The organism is Pseudonocardia kunmingensis, assembly GCF_006716445.1.
GTDB classification, from domain to species: Bacteria; Actinomycetota; Actinomycetes; order Mycobacteriales; family Pseudonocardiaceae; genus Pseudonocardia; species Pseudonocardia kunmingensis.
On the sequence record NZ_VFPA01000002.1, the window covers coordinates 1,516,189 to 1,530,779 of the forward strand.

A 14,591-nucleotide genomic window follows, 5' to 3' on the forward strand; every position below is an offset into this window, starting at 1 on the left:
TCACAGCATGCGGCTCAGGTGCCGTTCCCGGCGGATCACGGTGTGCCGAAGCACCAGACCGACGTGCGTGCCGACGACCGCGAAGAACACGACGTGGGCGGCGACGTGCAGGGCGACGGGAGCGACCCCGGCCACCAGGAGCAGGCCGCTCGCCGGTACGAGCAGGAGCAGTGCGAGCAGCGCCTTCTCCAGCACCGACTCGAGCCTGCGCTCCCCGGCGCTGAGGGATTCGGCCCACGGCGGCAGCGGTGTCGTCGCCCGCCACAGCAGCCGGACCACGGCCACAACGATGATCGACAGCCCCAGGAGCACGTGCCACTCGGGCAGCGACAGCCCGTCGCCGAACGCGCGGCCCGAGAACAGCCCGGACAGCGCGTCCCCGACGACGTCGTCCTGGCGGGCGTCGAGCGCGTCCTCGCGCAGCTCCAGCTGCTCCTCGCAGCGCTCCTCGGCGGCCTCGCCCGCGTCGGTCTCCGCGCGGCAGCCGTCCTCGAGCGCGTCGAGCCGGTCCTCCTCGCGCTCCAGCGCGGGATCCTCGTCCGCCATCCGGTAGCCCACGACGAACTGCGCGGTGATCAGCCCGACGGTGAGCCAGTGCAGCGACTTGCTGACCCGGCCGTAGCCGTGCGCGCCGTTGCGGAGGGGCATGCGGTGACGGTACGGGCGGGGAACCTGGTCAGGCGAGCTCCGCGCGCAGGAGGCGGGCGGCCCCGGCCAGCGCCTGCATCTTGCCGAAGGCCGAGGCGCGTGGGAGGTACTTCATCCCGCAGTCGGAGGCGGGGACGACCTGCGCGGGCGGGAGGTGGTCGAAGGCGCGGCGGATGCGGGTGGCCACCGTCTCGACGCCCTCGACCTCCGGGGTGGACAGGTCCAGCACCCCCAGGATGATCGTCTTCTGGCTGAGGTCGGCCAGCACGCCGAGGTCGAGCCCGGACTGGGCGGTCTCGATCGAGATCTGGTCGGCGGAGCAGCCTGCGAGCTCGGGCAGGAACGAGTAGCCCTCCGGGCGCTCGTGGATGATCGCGGCATAGCCGAAGCACAGGTGCACCGCGGTGGTGCCGGTGATGCCGTCGAGCGCGGCGTCGAGGGCGTTCAGCCCGTAGGCGCGCGCGGCGTCCGGGCGGGCCTGCAGGTACGGCTCGTCGATCTGGACGATGTCGGCGCCCGCCGCGAACAGGTCGGTGATCTCGGCGTTGACGGCCGCCGCGTAGGCCATCGCGGCCGCTTCCGCGTCGGGGTAGTGGTCGTTCTGCGCCTGCTGCGCCATCGTGAACGGTCCCGGCACGGTCATCTTGATCGTCCGGTCGGTGTGGGCGCGCAGGAAGCGCAGGTCCTCGACCTCCACCGGGTGCGGGCGCGCGATCGGCCCGACGATCCGGGGCACCGGGTTGGGGTGGCCGCTGCGGTCGAGGGCGGTGCCCGGGTTGTCGACGTCGACGCCCTCGAGCGCGGTGGCGAAGTGGTTGCTGTAGCTCTCCCGCCGGATCTCGCCGTCGGTGACGATGTCGAGGCCGGCCTCCTCCTGCGCCCGGATCGCGACGACGGTGGCGTCGTCCTGCGCCTCGGCCAGGTGCTCGGGCGGGATGCGCCACAGCTCCTTCGCCCGCACGCGGGGCGGGAAGCGGCCGGCGAGCTTCGCGCGGTCGATCAGCCAGTCGGGCTGGGCGTAGCTCCCCACCAGCGATGTCGGCAGCAGCGGAAGCGACACGGTTGCTCCTCGGGAGGTCTACGGGGTCAGGACGATCCGGCCTGCGGCGCCGCCTGCGGCCTGGCGCTCCCAGGCGGACGGGGCCTGCTCCAGCGGGACGCGCTCGTGCGCGACCGCCAGTGCGCCCCGGGCGACGGCGTCGGCGACGGTCCGGATCGCGTCGGCCCGGCGTTCGGGGGAGAGCTCGTTGTTGGTGTAGCCCAGCAGCCGCAGCGACCGGCTGCGCAGCGTGGAGGAGTCGATGGGGGAGGTCTCCCCGGCCGAGCCGCCCAGGTTGACCAGCCGCCCGCCCGGGCGCAGCACCCGCGCGGCCGCCGCGGCGGGGGCGCCGAACAGCGGGTCGAGCACGAGGTCGGCCGGCCCGTCGCAGGCCTCGGCGAGGCGGTCGGCCAGCTCGACGTGGTCGTCGGTGTCGAGCGCGACGACGGCATCGGCCCCGGCGTCGCGGGCGCGCTGCTGCGCCGCCTCGGACCGCGCGGCGGCGACGACCCGCCGCGCGCCGGCCGCCCGGGCGACCTGCACCGCGGCCTGCCCCACGACGCCACCCGCCCCGAGCACGACGACCTGCTCGCCCGCGGCGAGCTCACCGCGCCAGGTCAGGCCGAGGTAGGCCGCGACGGCGGACAGGCCCGCGGCCGCGACGGCCACCGGGTCGGCGCCGGCCGGGAGCTCCACCAGGTCGGCCTCCGGCACCGCCGCGACCGCGGCCATGCTCCCGTCACCCGGCGCCATGCCGGCCGAGGTCGGGAACCAGACGGTGCGCCCGTCCGCGTGGCCGACGCCCTGCACCCCGGGCACGTAGGGCGCGGCGGGCCGGCCGAAGTACGACGTGCCGGAGGCGCACAGCAGGTCCAGCGGGGTGATCGGTGCGGCGAGCACCTCGACGAGCACGTACCCGCCCGCCGCGGCGGGCGGCTCCTTCCCGGTCACCACCGGTGGCCGGCCGAGCTCCTCGATCTGCGCGGCCCTCACGTCGCGATGTCCGGGTAGGGCAGCGAGAAGTGCGCGAGCCTGCGCGCGTACTCCTTCTGGAAGCCCAGCGGCTCGGCGTGGTCGCGTTCGAACATCGCGATGAACAGCGTGAGCGTCAGGAACGGGTGGGCACCCATCGCGAAGAGCGCCGGGTAGTCGTGGTTGGCCAGCGCCTCGCGTTCGGCGTCGTCGAAGGCGAGCCAGGTGGAGCGCTCCGCGTCGACGCAGTTCAGCAGCCGGTTGGCGTGCTCGGCCTCCCACCAACCGACGGTCTCGCGCGGCTGCTCGCGGTAGCGCTCGACGAGCGCGGCGTCGCGGTCGACGGTGAACAGGAACTTGTTCAGCAGGTACCTGCTCACGACCGGGCCTCCGGGTACCAGGTGAAGTAGGCCTCCATGGTGTGGAACAGGTCGTAGGTGTCGACGTAGTCGGCCTTCCGGCCCTCGCCGGCCACGCCCATCATCAGCATGAAGTCCATGAAGCCGTGGGTGGCGTTGCCCGGGGCGTGCAGGCTGTCCAGCGTGACCTCGGCCAGGCATCCCTCGACGTCACCCGAGGAGATCCACTCCACGGCCCTGCGGTCGAACTCCGGGTCGGGGCCGTGCGGGCCGAACTGGCGGGGCCCGCCCAGCTCCAGCGACAGGTGTCCGGTGCCGATGACCGCGACGCGCTGGTCCGACGGCCAGGACTCGACCAGCTCGCGGATGGTGCGCCCCAGCTGCACGAACCGCTTGGGCTGCGGCAGGGGCGGGGCGAAGATGTTGGTGTAGACCGGCACGATCGGCAGGTCGGCCTCGGGGCGCAGCGTGATGATCGGGCACGTGATCGAGTGGTCGATCCGCAGCTCGTTGGAGAACGCCAGGTCGAAGCCGGCGTCCAGGCCCTCGCGCAGGATGTGGGAGGATAGGTCCTCCTGGCCCTGCAGGACCATCCGCGGGAGGCCGAACTCGCGCTCCTCGTTGTACCAGTTGGCGTCGTAGACCGGAGCCTTCCCGACCAGGAACTGCGGCATGTTGTCCAGCCACAGCTGGTGGAAGTGGTCCGAGCCGACCATCACCAGCACGTCGGGCCGCGCGCGGGTGAGCGTCTCGCGGAACGCCTCGACCTTGCGCACCCACTCGTCGGCGAACGGCGGCCGGTCCTCGCCGGTCGCCGTGCTGGCCTTGTAGTAGAAGGGGTGGTGGGTGGACGCGATCACCGCGACCAGTTCAGCCACGCCGACCTCCCGGCTCGTAGGGATCGGGGTCGACGGACCGGTTGTGCAGGTCCACCGACAGGAAGATGTCGCCCGCGACCGGGTGGCGCAGCTCTTCGGCGAGCTGGCCGATCAGGCCCGCCGTGCGCGCGAGCAGCGCGAAGCCGCGCAGCAGCTCCAACGGCAGGCCCAGGTCGGCCAGCGCGGCGCCGCAGACCCCGGCCCCGTTGAGCGGCAGGGTCCTGCCGAGCACCTGGGGGTGCACCCGCCCGATCGCCGCGAACAGCGACAGGTGCGGGCCGTAGCACCCCTCCTCGGTGGCGATCTGCAGCAGCCGCGGCGTGCGCGGGTCGCCGTTCTTGTGCACGTGGTGGCCCAGGCCGGGCACGAACCGCTTCGCCTCGCGCTGCCGCCGCACGGTCTCGAGCGCGAGCGCGTCCCAGCCGGCGTCGTCGACGGGCAGCTCGCCGGGGAGCCGCTCGTGCAGGAAGCGGCCGCAGTCCTCGGTGACGCCGAGGAACCGGGAGCCGCCGCCGAGCAGCCCGGCCGCCAGCGCTCCCTGGACCGAGTCCGGCGCCGACAGATAGGTCAGCCGGGTGGTGATCGCGGTGGGTGTGAACCCGTGGTCGGCGAGCGCGGCGAGCACGGCCTCGAACACCCGCGTCTCGCCCGGCGTCGGGCGCCGCTGGGTGGCGAGCCAGAACGCCAGCTCCCCGAACCCGACCGAGCCCATGACGTCCTCGGCGAGGTCGTGCCCGAGCAGCGTGATCTTCTCCGTGCTGGAGGCGCCCAACGCGGTGGGGTACTCCCGAGGCGCGGTCATCGTGTCCCCTCCTGCGGTGTGCCCGCCCGCGGCGTGGTCAGCCACCGGCGCAGCTCCGCACCATGCTCGTCGAGCTCGGGCGGGGGCAAGCGGTAGGCCACGGGCGTGTCGGAGAAGCGGATCGGGTGCCGCGTCGTGGGCACCGCACGCTCACCCTCGCCGACGGTGACGACCGGGTCCAGCTCGAACCGCTCCGCCATCGCGAACCCGCCGTCGATGGTGTTGATCGGCCCGCTCGGCACCCCGGCCGCGGTGAGCAGGTCGAACCACTCCAGCGCCCCCCGCTCGGCGAGCCGCTCGACGAGGATCGGGCGCAGCTCCTCGCGGCGCTCGGTCCGGTCCGCGTTGCGGGCGAAGCGCGGGTCGTCGGCGACCTCGGGGATGCCCAGCACCTCGCACAGCTTGCGGAACTGGCCGTCGTTGCCGGCCGTGACGATCAGGTCGTTGTCGGCCGTGGGCAGCGGTTCGTACGGGAAGACGCTGGGGTGCGCGTTGCCCATCCGATAGGGCACCACGCCGGCCGCGGCCCACGCCGAGCTGTGGTTGACCAGCCCGGTGAGCGCCGAGGACAGCAGGTTGACCTCCACGTGCTGGCCCCGCCCGGTGGCGTCGCGGTGGCGCAGCGCGGCGAGGACGCCGATCGCGGCGTGGTTGCCGGCCATCACGTCGAACACCGAGATGCCTGCGCGGTAGGGCGGGCCGTCCGGGTCGCCGGTGAGGCTCATCAGGCCGGAGATCGCCTGCACCATCAGGTCGTAGCCGGGCACGTCCCGTCCGGCGCCGGAGCCGAAGCCGCTGATCGAGGCGTAGACGACGCCCGGGTTCCCGGCGCGGACGGACTCGAAGTCCAGACCGTACTTCGCCATGCCGCCGGGCTTGAAGTTCTCGATCACGACGTCGGCACGGCGGGCGAGCTCGCGGGCCACCCCGGCGTCGTCGGCGTCGCGCAGGTCCAGCGCGATCGACCGCTTGCCCCGGTTGATGCCCAGGTAGTAGGTGGACACGCCCTCGTGCTCGGGCGGGGTCCAGGTGCGCGTGTCGTCGCCGCGCGGGCCCTCCACCTTGATCACCTCCGCGCCCATGTCGGCCAGCAGCATCGTGGCGTAGGGGCCGGCGAGGATCCGGGAGAAGTCCGCGACCAGTAGCCCGGTGAGCGGGCCTCCCACCGGCCGCCGTCCCACGCCGTTCACGGTCACTGAAACACCTCTGTCCGTCCTTCGGACATGCGTCCGACGCGCTGGATTGTTCAGTCCGACGCGAGGGGCGTCAAGTGCTCAGGAGGCGCTCACCGTGACGTGCGGGACCTCGGCGAGGCGCGCGAAGTCGGCACTGATCTCGCCCGCGGCCTGCAGCAGCAGCGGGAGGTGGTGCTCGACGAGTCGCTCCATGCTGGTCTCGGCGGCGTGGCAGTTGACGTTGACGCCCGCGATGACCCGGCCCGACCCGTCGCGCAGGGGGGCGGCGACCGAACGGATGCCGAGCGCCAGCTGCTCGTCGGTGAGGGCCCAGCCCCGCGCCCGCACCTCCCGCAGCGCGGCGTCGCGCTCGGCGCGGTCGGGCTGCCAGCGCGGCACCAGCCCGGACCGGGTGGGCTCCGCGAGCACCCGCTCCAGCTCGTCCGGGGGCAGTGCCGCGAGCTGCACCTTCCCCAGCGAGGTGGCCAGTGCCGGGAAGCGCGTGCCGATCTGGACCGCGAGCGAGACGATCTTCGGGACGGCGACGCGGGCGACGTAGACGATGTCAGACCCGTCCAGCTGGGCGATCGAGCACGACTCGTTCGTCTGCGCGACCAGGCGCTCCAGGTGCGGCCGCGCCACGTCCCACAGCCCCATCGACCGGACGTAGGAGACGCCGAGCTCCAGCACGCGCGGGGTCAGCGAGTACCCCCGCTCCACGACGCGCACGTACCCGAGGTCCTCGAGCGTCAGCAGGATCCGCCGTGCGGTGGGGCGCGCGAGGTTCGTGGCCGCGGCGACCTCGGCGAGCGTCATCGCCGGGCGGTTCGGCGGGAAGGCCGCGATGACCTCGAGCCCACGGGCCAGTGCCTCGATGAAGTCGGGACCGGTTCCTTCGCGGGGCATCCCACCACTCCTCACGTGCCGACCGCCCGAGGGTACGCCGGGGTGTCCGCGATGCGGACAGGGCTGCCGGCGCTTCTGCGCACGATCGTCCGAGGAGCGGATTGACAGCTCCTGGCGTCTCCACGAAGCTGCGCCTTCAGAAGGGCGACCGTCATACGGACGACCGTCCGCCTCCATCGAGGGAGTCGCAGGCGATGAGTGAGCCCGACGCGGTCGCTGCAGGTCGTCCGGTGGTGCTGCGGGGCGGCACGGTCCTCACCGTCGACGCGGCGCGCCGGGTGCTGCCCGCGCAGGACGTGCTGGTCGTCGGGGACACGATCGCCGCCGTCGGGCCGGGCCTGGCGGTGCCCGGGGGCACGGTCGAGATCGACGCCACCGGCGGGATCGTCATGCCCGGGATGATCGACACACACCGGCACCTGTGGCAGACGGCCATGCGCGGCTACGGCGCCGACTGGACGCTGACCCAGTACTTCGTCTGGTACTACCTCGAGTGGGGGAAGGCCTTCCGGCCCGAGGACGTGTACGCGGGCAACCTGCTCGGTGCGATCGAGGCCCTCGACGCCGGCGTCACGACCACCGTCGACTGGTCGCACGGCCTGCAGACGCCCCAGCATGCCGACGCCGCGGTGGACGCGCTGGCGTCCGTGCCGGGCCGGTTCGTCCTCGCCTACGGCAATATCCAGGACGCCCCGGCGAACTGGACCGCCTCGCCCGGGTTCCGCGACTTCGTGGCCCGCCGCATCCCCGGCGGTGGCCGTGGTGACGAGATGCTGGGCTTCCAGCTCGCCTTCGACGTCACCGGCGACCCCGCCTTCCCGGAGAAGCCGGCGTTCGAGGTGGCGCGCGAGCTCGGCGTGCCGGTCACCACGCACGCCGGCGTCTGGGGCGCCACCGGCGACGACGGGATCCGGCTCATGCACGAGCACGGGTTCATGACGCCCGAGACGGTCTACGTGCACGCCGCCTCGCTCTCCGCCGACTCCTACCACCGCATCGCCGCGACCGGGGGCTCGGCGTCGGTGTCGACCGAGAGCGAACAGAGCGCTGGGCAGGGCTACCCGCCCACCTGGGCCCTGCGCGCGCACGGCATCCCGGTCTCGCTGTCGATGGACACCTCGGTCTGGTGGAGCGGGGACCTGTTCTCCGCGATGCGCGCCACGCTCGGTGCCGACCGCTCCCGCGAGCACCTGGAGGCGCACGCGAAGGGCGAGACCGTCACCCACGCCGCGCTGCGGGCCGAGCAGGTCGTCGAGTGGGCCACCCGCGGCGGCGCCCGCGCGCTGGGCCGGGAGGCGCAGCTGGGCAGCATCGAGCAGGGCAAGAAGGCCGACATCGTGCTGATCAAGAACGAGCACTCGCCGGTGATGACCCCGCTGCTGCACCCGCACGGCCACGTGGCGTTCCAGGCCCAGCGCGGGGACGTGCACACCGTGCTGGTCGGCGGCCGGGTCGTGAAGCACGAACACCGGCTGGTCGGGATCGACCTGGACGCGGCGCGCCGGGCCGTCGAGCAGACCGTCGCGCACCTGCGTGCCGCGCTCGGCGAACAGGAGTGGGAGAAGGGGATGAACCCCGACGTCCCGCAGACCTCGATCCTCGACAACCCCTACACCTACACCGACTACCACAGCGCCAGCACCCGCGGGCACTGACGGCCGAGCACCGGAGGAGCTCCCATGGCGCAGCGCACGGTGTCCGGGGATCGGGGGCGGCAGGCGTCCACGACGGCGATCGGGATCGGCTTCGCCGTCCTGTGCCTGTCGTACCTGCTCAACGCGATGGACCGGCAGGTCTTCTACCCGCTCCTGCCCGAGATCCGCGAGGAGTACGCGTTCTCGCTCGACCAGTCAGGCCTGCTGGCCACCGGGTTCACCCTCGGGCTCGCCCTCACCGGGATCCCCGCCGGGTACCTGCTGGACCGGATGTCGCGGCGCACGATCGTGGTCGTCAGCGTGGTCGTGTACTCGCTCGGCACGACCGCCATCCCGCTCGCGGCGGGCTTCGCCGACATGGCCGTCTACCGGCTCGTCTCCGGGATCGGCGAGGGCGTGCAGGCCACCGCGATCTACGCGGTGATCGGCGCGTTCTTCTTCCACCGCAGGGCGCTGGCCGCCGGGTTCATCGGCCTCGCCTTCGGGCTCGGGGTCTTCCTCGGGCCGGTCATCGGGCAGGCGCTGGCCGCCGCGGGCGGCACCTGGCGCACCCCCTTCTACGTGTTCGGCGTCGTCGGCCTGGTCATGGCCGCGGTCATCCTGGTGACGGTGCCGCGCGCGATGAGCGAGGCCGTCGCCGGTCGCGGAGCGGCCGCGGGCGCCGGCGACTTCGACCACGTCCCCGCCGGCCCGTACAACCGCAACACGCTGGCGTTCGGCACCACCTCGGCGGTGTCGGGCCTGGTCTTCTACGGCTTCCTCGGCCTCTACCCGACGTTCCTGCGGGAGCAGCTCGGGTTCGACCCAGGGCAGGCGGCGCTCGCCGCGTCCCTCATCGGGTTCGGCGCGATGACCGCGCTGCCCGTCGGCTGGCTCGCCGACCGCGTGGACCAGCGGATCCTCATGGCCGTGGGCTTCGTCGGCACCTCCCTCGCCGCACTGCTCGCCTACCAGCTGGCCACCGGGGCGCTCGCCCAGTACGTGCTGGCGTTCCTCATCGGCACCTTCGCCAGCGGCGTGCTGTTCACCAACTGCACCACCGTGCTGCAGCGCTCGGTGCGGCCCGAGCACGTCGGGCGCGGCGCGGGGCTGTTCACCCTGACCTACTACGTCGCCGCCGCGGTGTCCGGGCTGCTCTTCGCCCGCCTCGTCGCCGGTCTCGGCTGGTCGGGCGCCGGCCTGGTGCAGCTCACCCTGCTCCCGCTGGTGGGGCTCGCGGCGCTGGCGCTGGTCGACCCGCGGCGGATGCTGCTGCCCCCGGCCGTGCGCGCCCGCCTCAGACCCGCGCGCTGATCGCCGCGACGACCTCGCGCGTGACCGGGGCCCCGTCCGGGGCGGAGCGCAGGATCGGCCCGGCGATCGCGTCCAGCTCGAGCGTCGCCCCCGCGACGGCGTCCTTGAGCATCGAGGACCGCATCCCGGCAGGCAGCCCGCGCAGCCGCTCCCGGACCCCCTGCGGGTCGACGGTCGCCCCGTCCGCTGCCGCCGCGGTGGCCGCCTCGTCGACCAGGGCGTCGAGCAGGTCGGGACGCGCGTCGCGCGCGGGCCCGAGCGCGTCCCGCGCGTGCGTGGTGAGCAGTGCCAGCGGGGCGAGGAACGACAGCTTGCGCCACAGGAGCGTCGCCTCGTCCGGGGCCGCTGCGTCGACGTCGAGGCCCGCGCCGCGCAGGAGCGGGCCCGGTGCGCCGTCGGCGTCCGCGGCGCAGAGCGCGTACTCGACGAACGGCGACACGTGCTCGATCACACCCGGGGCCACCCGGGTGGCCTCGACCGACACCGTCATCGGCACGACGGTGGCGCCCGGGAGCGCCGCGCGCAGCATCGGGACGTGGTCGACGCCGTTCAGCAGCGGCGCCACGACCGCGCCGCCCACCAGCGCCGGGGCCACCCTGGCCAGGGCGGCGAGCAGGTCCGGTGCCTTCACGGTGACGAACAGGACGTCGACGGGCGCGGTGAGCCACGGCCGCGCCGGCACCCGCGCGTGGCGCTCGCCGAACCGGCCGCTGCGCAGGCGCACCCCGTCCAGGTTGATCGCGGTGCTGGTCCGGTCCGACGCCAGCAGCGTCACCTCGTGGCCTGCATCGGCGAGCAGCACGCCCAGCATCCCGCCGACCGCGCCGGCCCCCAGTACCGCGACCCTGTCCGCCACACCCGACTCCCTCCGCGATGACCACGCCATCATGCCGGCGCCGTGGATACCATTGCATGCGATCGAGGGGAGGTGTGCGTGTCGGCTGGGGTGTACGCCCGCATCCGGGAGGACATCGTGTCCGGCGCGCTCCCGCCGGGTGCGCCCCTCGTCGAGGTGACGATGGCGCAGCGGTACGGCACCAGCCGCACCCCGGTGCGGGAGGCGCTGCGCCGCCTCGAGCAGGACGGGCTCGTGGAACCGGGCGCGCGGGGCATGCGGGTGCGGACCCGCAGCGTGGAGGAGATCCTCGAGATCTACGACGTGCGGATCACCCTCGAGGCCACGGCGGCGCGGTGGGCCGCCGACCGGCGCACGGAGCTCGACCTCGTGCGGCTGCGCCGCGCGCACGATTTCATGGAGCAGACCGATGCGACCGACGGCGCGGCGATGGCCGAGACCAACCGCCGGTTCCACGAGGCGGTGTGGGCGGCCGGGCACAACGCCACCCTCGTCGACACGCTCCGGAACCTGAACGCCCACCTCGTCCGCTACCCCGCGACGACGCTCACCCGCGCCGGCCGGTGGGCGACCGCCCTGCAGGAGCACGCCCGGCTCGTCGAGGCGATCACCGACCGGGACGCCGCGGCCGCGGCGAAGATTGCGGAGGAGCACATGGCGGCCGCGCGGGAGATCCGGTTGCAGATGGCGGGCGAGGACGACGTGCGCTGACGCCCGGTTCGCGCAGGTCCTACCGGTGCCCGGCGCCCGGGATCACGGAGCGGGAACGGCGCGAGTTCACCCGCCGACTGCCGGGTACGCGCCCACCATGCGACGGGAACCGAGTGCCAGCCGCGACGCGATCGGCGAGCCGTGGGGCAGCCGCACGCCCTATCCGGCGGGCGGGAGCTGGCCGGTCCGCGTGGACCAGCACCTCGCCGAGGGCGTCGCCGAGGAGGACGTGCAGCGCTGGGTGCGGACCGCGTCCCTGCTGCACTCCAACGGCGACGCGATCGACATCGCCGTGCGCGACGGGCGGATCGTCGGGGTACGCGGGCGGGCCGACGACCGGGTCAACCACGGGCGCCTCGGCCCGAAGGACCTGTTCGGGTGGCAGGCGAACGCCTCGCCGGACCGGCTGACCCGGCCATTGGTGCGTCGCGACGGGCGGCTCGTCGAGACCGACTGGGACACCGCGATGGACCACGTCGTGGACCGCACGAAGCAGCTGCTCGCCGAGCGCGGGCCGTCGTCGATCGGCTTCTACACGACCGGCCAGCTGTTCGCCGAGGAGTACTACACGCAGGCCGCGATCGGGCACGGCGCGATCGGCACCAACCACATGGACGGCAACACGCGCCTGTGCACGGCCACCGCCGCCGCCGCGCTCAAGGAGACCTTCGCCTGCGACGGCCAACCCGGCTCCTACACCGACGTCGACCACGCCGACGTCATCGCGCTGTTCGGGCACAACGTCGCCGAGACCCAGCCGGTGCTCTGGATGCGGATGCTCGACCGGCTCGCCGGCCAGGACCCGCCGAAGATCGTGTGCGTCGACCCGCGGGACACCGAGGTGGCGCGCGCGGCGCGGGAGAGCGGCGGCGTGCACCTGGCCCCGCTGCCGGGCACCAACGTCGCCCTGATGAACGGGTTGCTGCACGAGATCATCCGCAACGGGTGGGTCGACCGCGACTACGTCGACGCCCACACCGTCGGGTTCCCCGAGCTGGAGAAGCGGGTGGCCGACTACCCGCCGGACGAGGTCGCGCGCACCTGCCGCATCGGCGCCGAGGAGATCCGCGCCGCGGCACGGGTGCTCGGCGGGGCGCAGCGGCTGCTCTCGACGGTGCTGCAGGGCGTCTACCAGTCCCACCAGGCCTCGGCCGCGGCCGTCCAGGTCAACAACCTCAACCTCGTGCGCGGCATGCTCGGCCGGCCCGGCTGCGGGATCCTGCAGATGAACGGCCAGCCGACGGCCCAGAACACCCGCGAGTGCGGCGCCGACGGGGACATGTCCGGGTTCCGCAACTGGAACAACGACGCGCACGTGGCCGAGCTCGCCCGGCACTGGAACCTCGACCCGCTGCAGATCCCGCACATGGCCCCGCCCACCCACGCCATGCAGATGATCCGCTACGCCGAGGAGGGCAGCATCGGCATGCTCTGGGTGAGCGGCACCAACCCGGCGGTCTCGCTGCCGGAGCTCACGCGGATCCGCGACATCCTGAGCCAGGACCGGTTGTTCCTCGTGGTGCAGGACATCTTCCTGTCCGAGACGGCCCAGCTGGCCGACGTGGTGCTGCCCGCGGCGACGTGGGGCGAGAAGACGGGCTGCTTCACCAACGTCGACCGCACGGTGCACCTGTCGGAGAAGGCGGTCGATCCACCCGGCGAGGCGCGCCCCGACCTCGACATCTTCCTCGACTTCGCCCGCCGGATGGACTTCCGCGACGCCGACGGCCGGCCGTTCCCGCAGTGGCACGACGCCGAGTCGGCGTTCGCGGCGTGGGCGGCGTCCACCGAGGGCAGGCCGTGCGACTACACCGGGCTGAGCCACACGAAGCTGCGGGAGGCGGCGTCGGGCATCCAGTGGCCCTGCGACGCCGAGCACCCCGACGGCACCGAGCGGCTCTACGTCGACGGGAAGTTCTGGAGCGCCCCGGACTACTGCGAGAGCTACGGGCGCGACATGGTCACCGGGGCACCCCTGGAGGAGACCGAGTACCGGGCGCTCAACCCGCACGCGCGCGCGATCCTGAAGGCGGCCGAGTACCTGCCGCCGCACGAGCGACCCGGCCCCGAGCACCCGTTCGTCCTGATCACCGGACGGACGATCTACCACTTCCACACCCGGACCAAGACCGGTCGCGCCCCGCAGCTGCAGGCCGCGGCGCCCGAGGTGTGGGTCGAGTGCTCGGCGACCGACGCACGCCGCCTCGGCGTGCAGGAGGGCGACCTGGCCGAGGTCGCCACGCCGCGCGGCGCGATACGGGCCACGGTGCGGATCAGCGGGATCCGCGACGGCGTGCTGTTCGTCCCGTTCCACTACGGCTACTGGGACTCGAGCGGGTCCGGTCCGGACGGGAACGGGGGCCGCGCCGCCAACGAGCTCACGATCACCGACTGGGACCCGGTGTCCAAACAGCCCCTCTTCAAGACGGCCGCGGCGCGGCTGACGCGCGTGGCCGGAGGCAGCGGGCCGTCCCCGGCACCGACCACCGGGGCGCCGCGCCCCGTCGGCGAGGGCGTGCCGGCGACGCGCGGTGGCCCGGACGGGCGCGCCCTCGAGCGCCGGCCCGAACCGGCCCGCACGGGGGGAGCGACGTCATGAGCAAGCTGGGACTCGTGCTGCGCGAGCTGCACCGCTCGGAGGTCTCACTGGGACGCGACCTGCTCGCCGTCGCCGACCGGCATCCCGCCGACCAGGAGATCTTCCACGTCGCCCGCGACATCGCGCGGTGGTCGCAGATCCACGTCCAACGCCTCGCCGGGGCCGGTCACCAGCACGGCGTGCGGCTGAACCCGGCGCCGCGCTGGGAGGTGCCCGTCGTCGCCGACCTCGCCCAGCGGGCGGGCACGGCACTGCGCAAGCGACCCGAGACCGGCTTGTTGTTGCTGGCCGACCTGCGCCGCGTGCACCGCAAGGCCGCCGGCGTGTCGCTGGACTGGGAGCTGCTGGCCCAAGCCGCGCAGGCGATGCGGCAACGCGATCTGCTCGACCTGGCGCAGGCCTGCCATCCGCAGACCCTGCGCGTCATGCGGTGGGCGAACGCGCACCTGAAGGTGACCTCGCCCCAGGTGATCGCGTCCTGAGCGGTCGTCAGGACCGCTGCCCGTGCGCCCGGACCGTGGCGCGGGCGTCCACGAGCAGACCGCTCCGGGTGAACGCGGTCACACCGGCACCCGGGCGGCGTGTGCCCCTCCGTGCGGCCACCCGGTAGGCTCAGGCGCCGGGTCGAGAGGCGCTGCGACGGACGATGTCCGCCACGCTCGGCCCGGAGGATCTGCACCAAGGGCGCCTCCGATTCC

At 73.6% G+C, this 14,591-nt stretch carries 14 protein-coding genes and 1 riboswitch; of the genes, 5 read left to right on the forward strand and 9 right to left on the reverse strand.

The window, feature by feature from the left end; all coding sequences use genetic code 11:
• The 8 genes from FB558_RS22800 to FB558_RS22835 form a co-directional block, all read right to left on the reverse strand.
• Positions 1-648: a cytochrome b gene (locus FB558_RS22800; protein ID WP_142056432.1), complete on the reverse strand. Its 648-nt coding sequence runs from the start codon at positions 646-648 to the stop codon at positions 1-3.
• A 28-nt stretch (positions 649-676) separates the two neighbouring features.
• On the reverse strand, positions 677-1,708 hold the full coding sequence (locus tag FB558_RS22805) for a 5-methyltetrahydropteroyltriglutamate--homocysteine methyltransferase (RefSeq protein WP_142056433.1): 1,032 nt from the start codon (positions 1,706-1,708) through the stop codon (positions 677-679).
• Between the two features lie 18 nt (positions 1,709-1,726).
• The gene (locus FB558_RS22810) at positions 1,727-2,680 is read right to left on the reverse strand and encodes a quinone oxidoreductase family protein (protein WP_142056434.1); all 954 of its coding nucleotides are present in this window, start codon (positions 2,678-2,680) and stop codon (positions 1,727-1,729) included.
• Positions 2,677-3,039, reverse strand: a complete 363-nt coding sequence (locus FB558_RS22815; protein WP_142056435.1) for a hypothetical protein — start codon at positions 3,037-3,039, stop codon at positions 2,677-2,679. Before FB558_RS22815 ends, FB558_RS22810 begins: the two co-directional genes overlap by 4 nt.
• Entirely contained in the window at positions 3,036-3,896 is an 861-nt protein-coding gene (locus tag FB558_RS22820) for a DODA-type extradiol aromatic ring-opening family dioxygenase (RefSeq protein WP_142056436.1), read from the reverse strand. Before FB558_RS22820 ends, FB558_RS22815 begins: the two co-directional genes overlap by 4 nt.
• The gene (locus FB558_RS22825; protein ID WP_142056437.1) at positions 3,889-4,698 is read right to left on the reverse strand and encodes a citryl-CoA lyase; all 810 of its coding nucleotides are present in this window, start codon (positions 4,696-4,698) and stop codon (positions 3,889-3,891) included. Before FB558_RS22825 ends, FB558_RS22820 begins: the two co-directional genes overlap by 8 nt.
• Positions 4,695-5,894, reverse strand: coding sequence for a CaiB/BaiF CoA transferase family protein (locus FB558_RS22830; RefSeq protein ID WP_425468053.1), 1,200 nt, complete (start codon positions 5,892-5,894; stop codon positions 4,695-4,697). Before FB558_RS22830 ends, FB558_RS22825 begins: the two co-directional genes overlap by 4 nt.
• Before the next feature lie 78 nt (positions 5,895-5,972).
• Entirely contained in the window at positions 5,973-6,779 is an 807-nt protein-coding gene (locus FB558_RS22835; RefSeq protein WP_142056438.1) for an IclR family transcriptional regulator domain-containing protein, read from the reverse strand.
• A gap of 194 nt (positions 6,780-6,973) precedes the next feature.
• Between FB558_RS22835 and FB558_RS22840 the strand changes: the two genes are divergently transcribed.
• Entirely contained in the window at positions 6,974-8,434 is a 1,461-nt protein-coding gene (locus FB558_RS22840; RefSeq protein WP_142056439.1) for an amidohydrolase family protein, read from the forward strand.
• Positions 8,435-8,458: 24 nt separating this feature from the next.
• Positions 8,459-9,727 (forward strand): MFS transporter, encoded by a 1,269-nt coding sequence (locus FB558_RS22845; RefSeq protein ID WP_142056440.1) that lies wholly within the window; start codon positions 8,459-8,461, stop codon positions 9,725-9,727.
• Here FB558_RS22845 and FB558_RS22850 read toward each other — a convergent pair.
• On the reverse strand, positions 9,711-10,583 hold the full coding sequence (locus FB558_RS22850) for a ketopantoate reductase family protein (RefSeq protein ID WP_211366738.1): 873 nt from the start codon (positions 10,581-10,583) through the stop codon (positions 9,711-9,713). The genes FB558_RS22845 and FB558_RS22850 overlap by 17 nt on opposite strands.
• 78 nt (positions 10,584-10,661) lie before the next feature.
• Between FB558_RS22850 and FB558_RS22855 the strand changes: the two genes are divergently transcribed.
• From FB558_RS22855 to FB558_RS22865, 3 genes are all read left to right on the forward strand, one after another.
• Positions 10,662-11,294: a GntR family transcriptional regulator gene (locus tag FB558_RS22855; RefSeq protein ID WP_170231473.1), complete on the forward strand. Its 633-nt coding sequence runs from the start codon at positions 10,662-10,664 to the stop codon at positions 11,292-11,294.
• Between the two features lie 97 nt (positions 11,295-11,391).
• Complete coding sequence (locus FB558_RS22860; protein WP_142056442.1) at positions 11,392-13,893, forward strand: molybdopterin oxidoreductase family protein; 2,502 nt, start codon at positions 11,392-11,394, stop codon at positions 13,891-13,893.
• Positions 13,890-14,375, forward strand: coding sequence for a hypothetical protein (locus FB558_RS22865; RefSeq protein ID WP_142056443.1), 486 nt, complete (start codon positions 13,890-13,892; stop codon positions 14,373-14,375). The genes FB558_RS22860 and FB558_RS22865 overlap by 4 nt, the downstream gene beginning before the upstream one ends.
• Positions 14,376-14,513: 138 nt before the next feature.
• Positions 14,514-14,590: riboswitch (S-adenosyl-L-homocysteine riboswitch) on the forward strand.
• Position 14,591 lies beyond the last annotated feature (1 nt).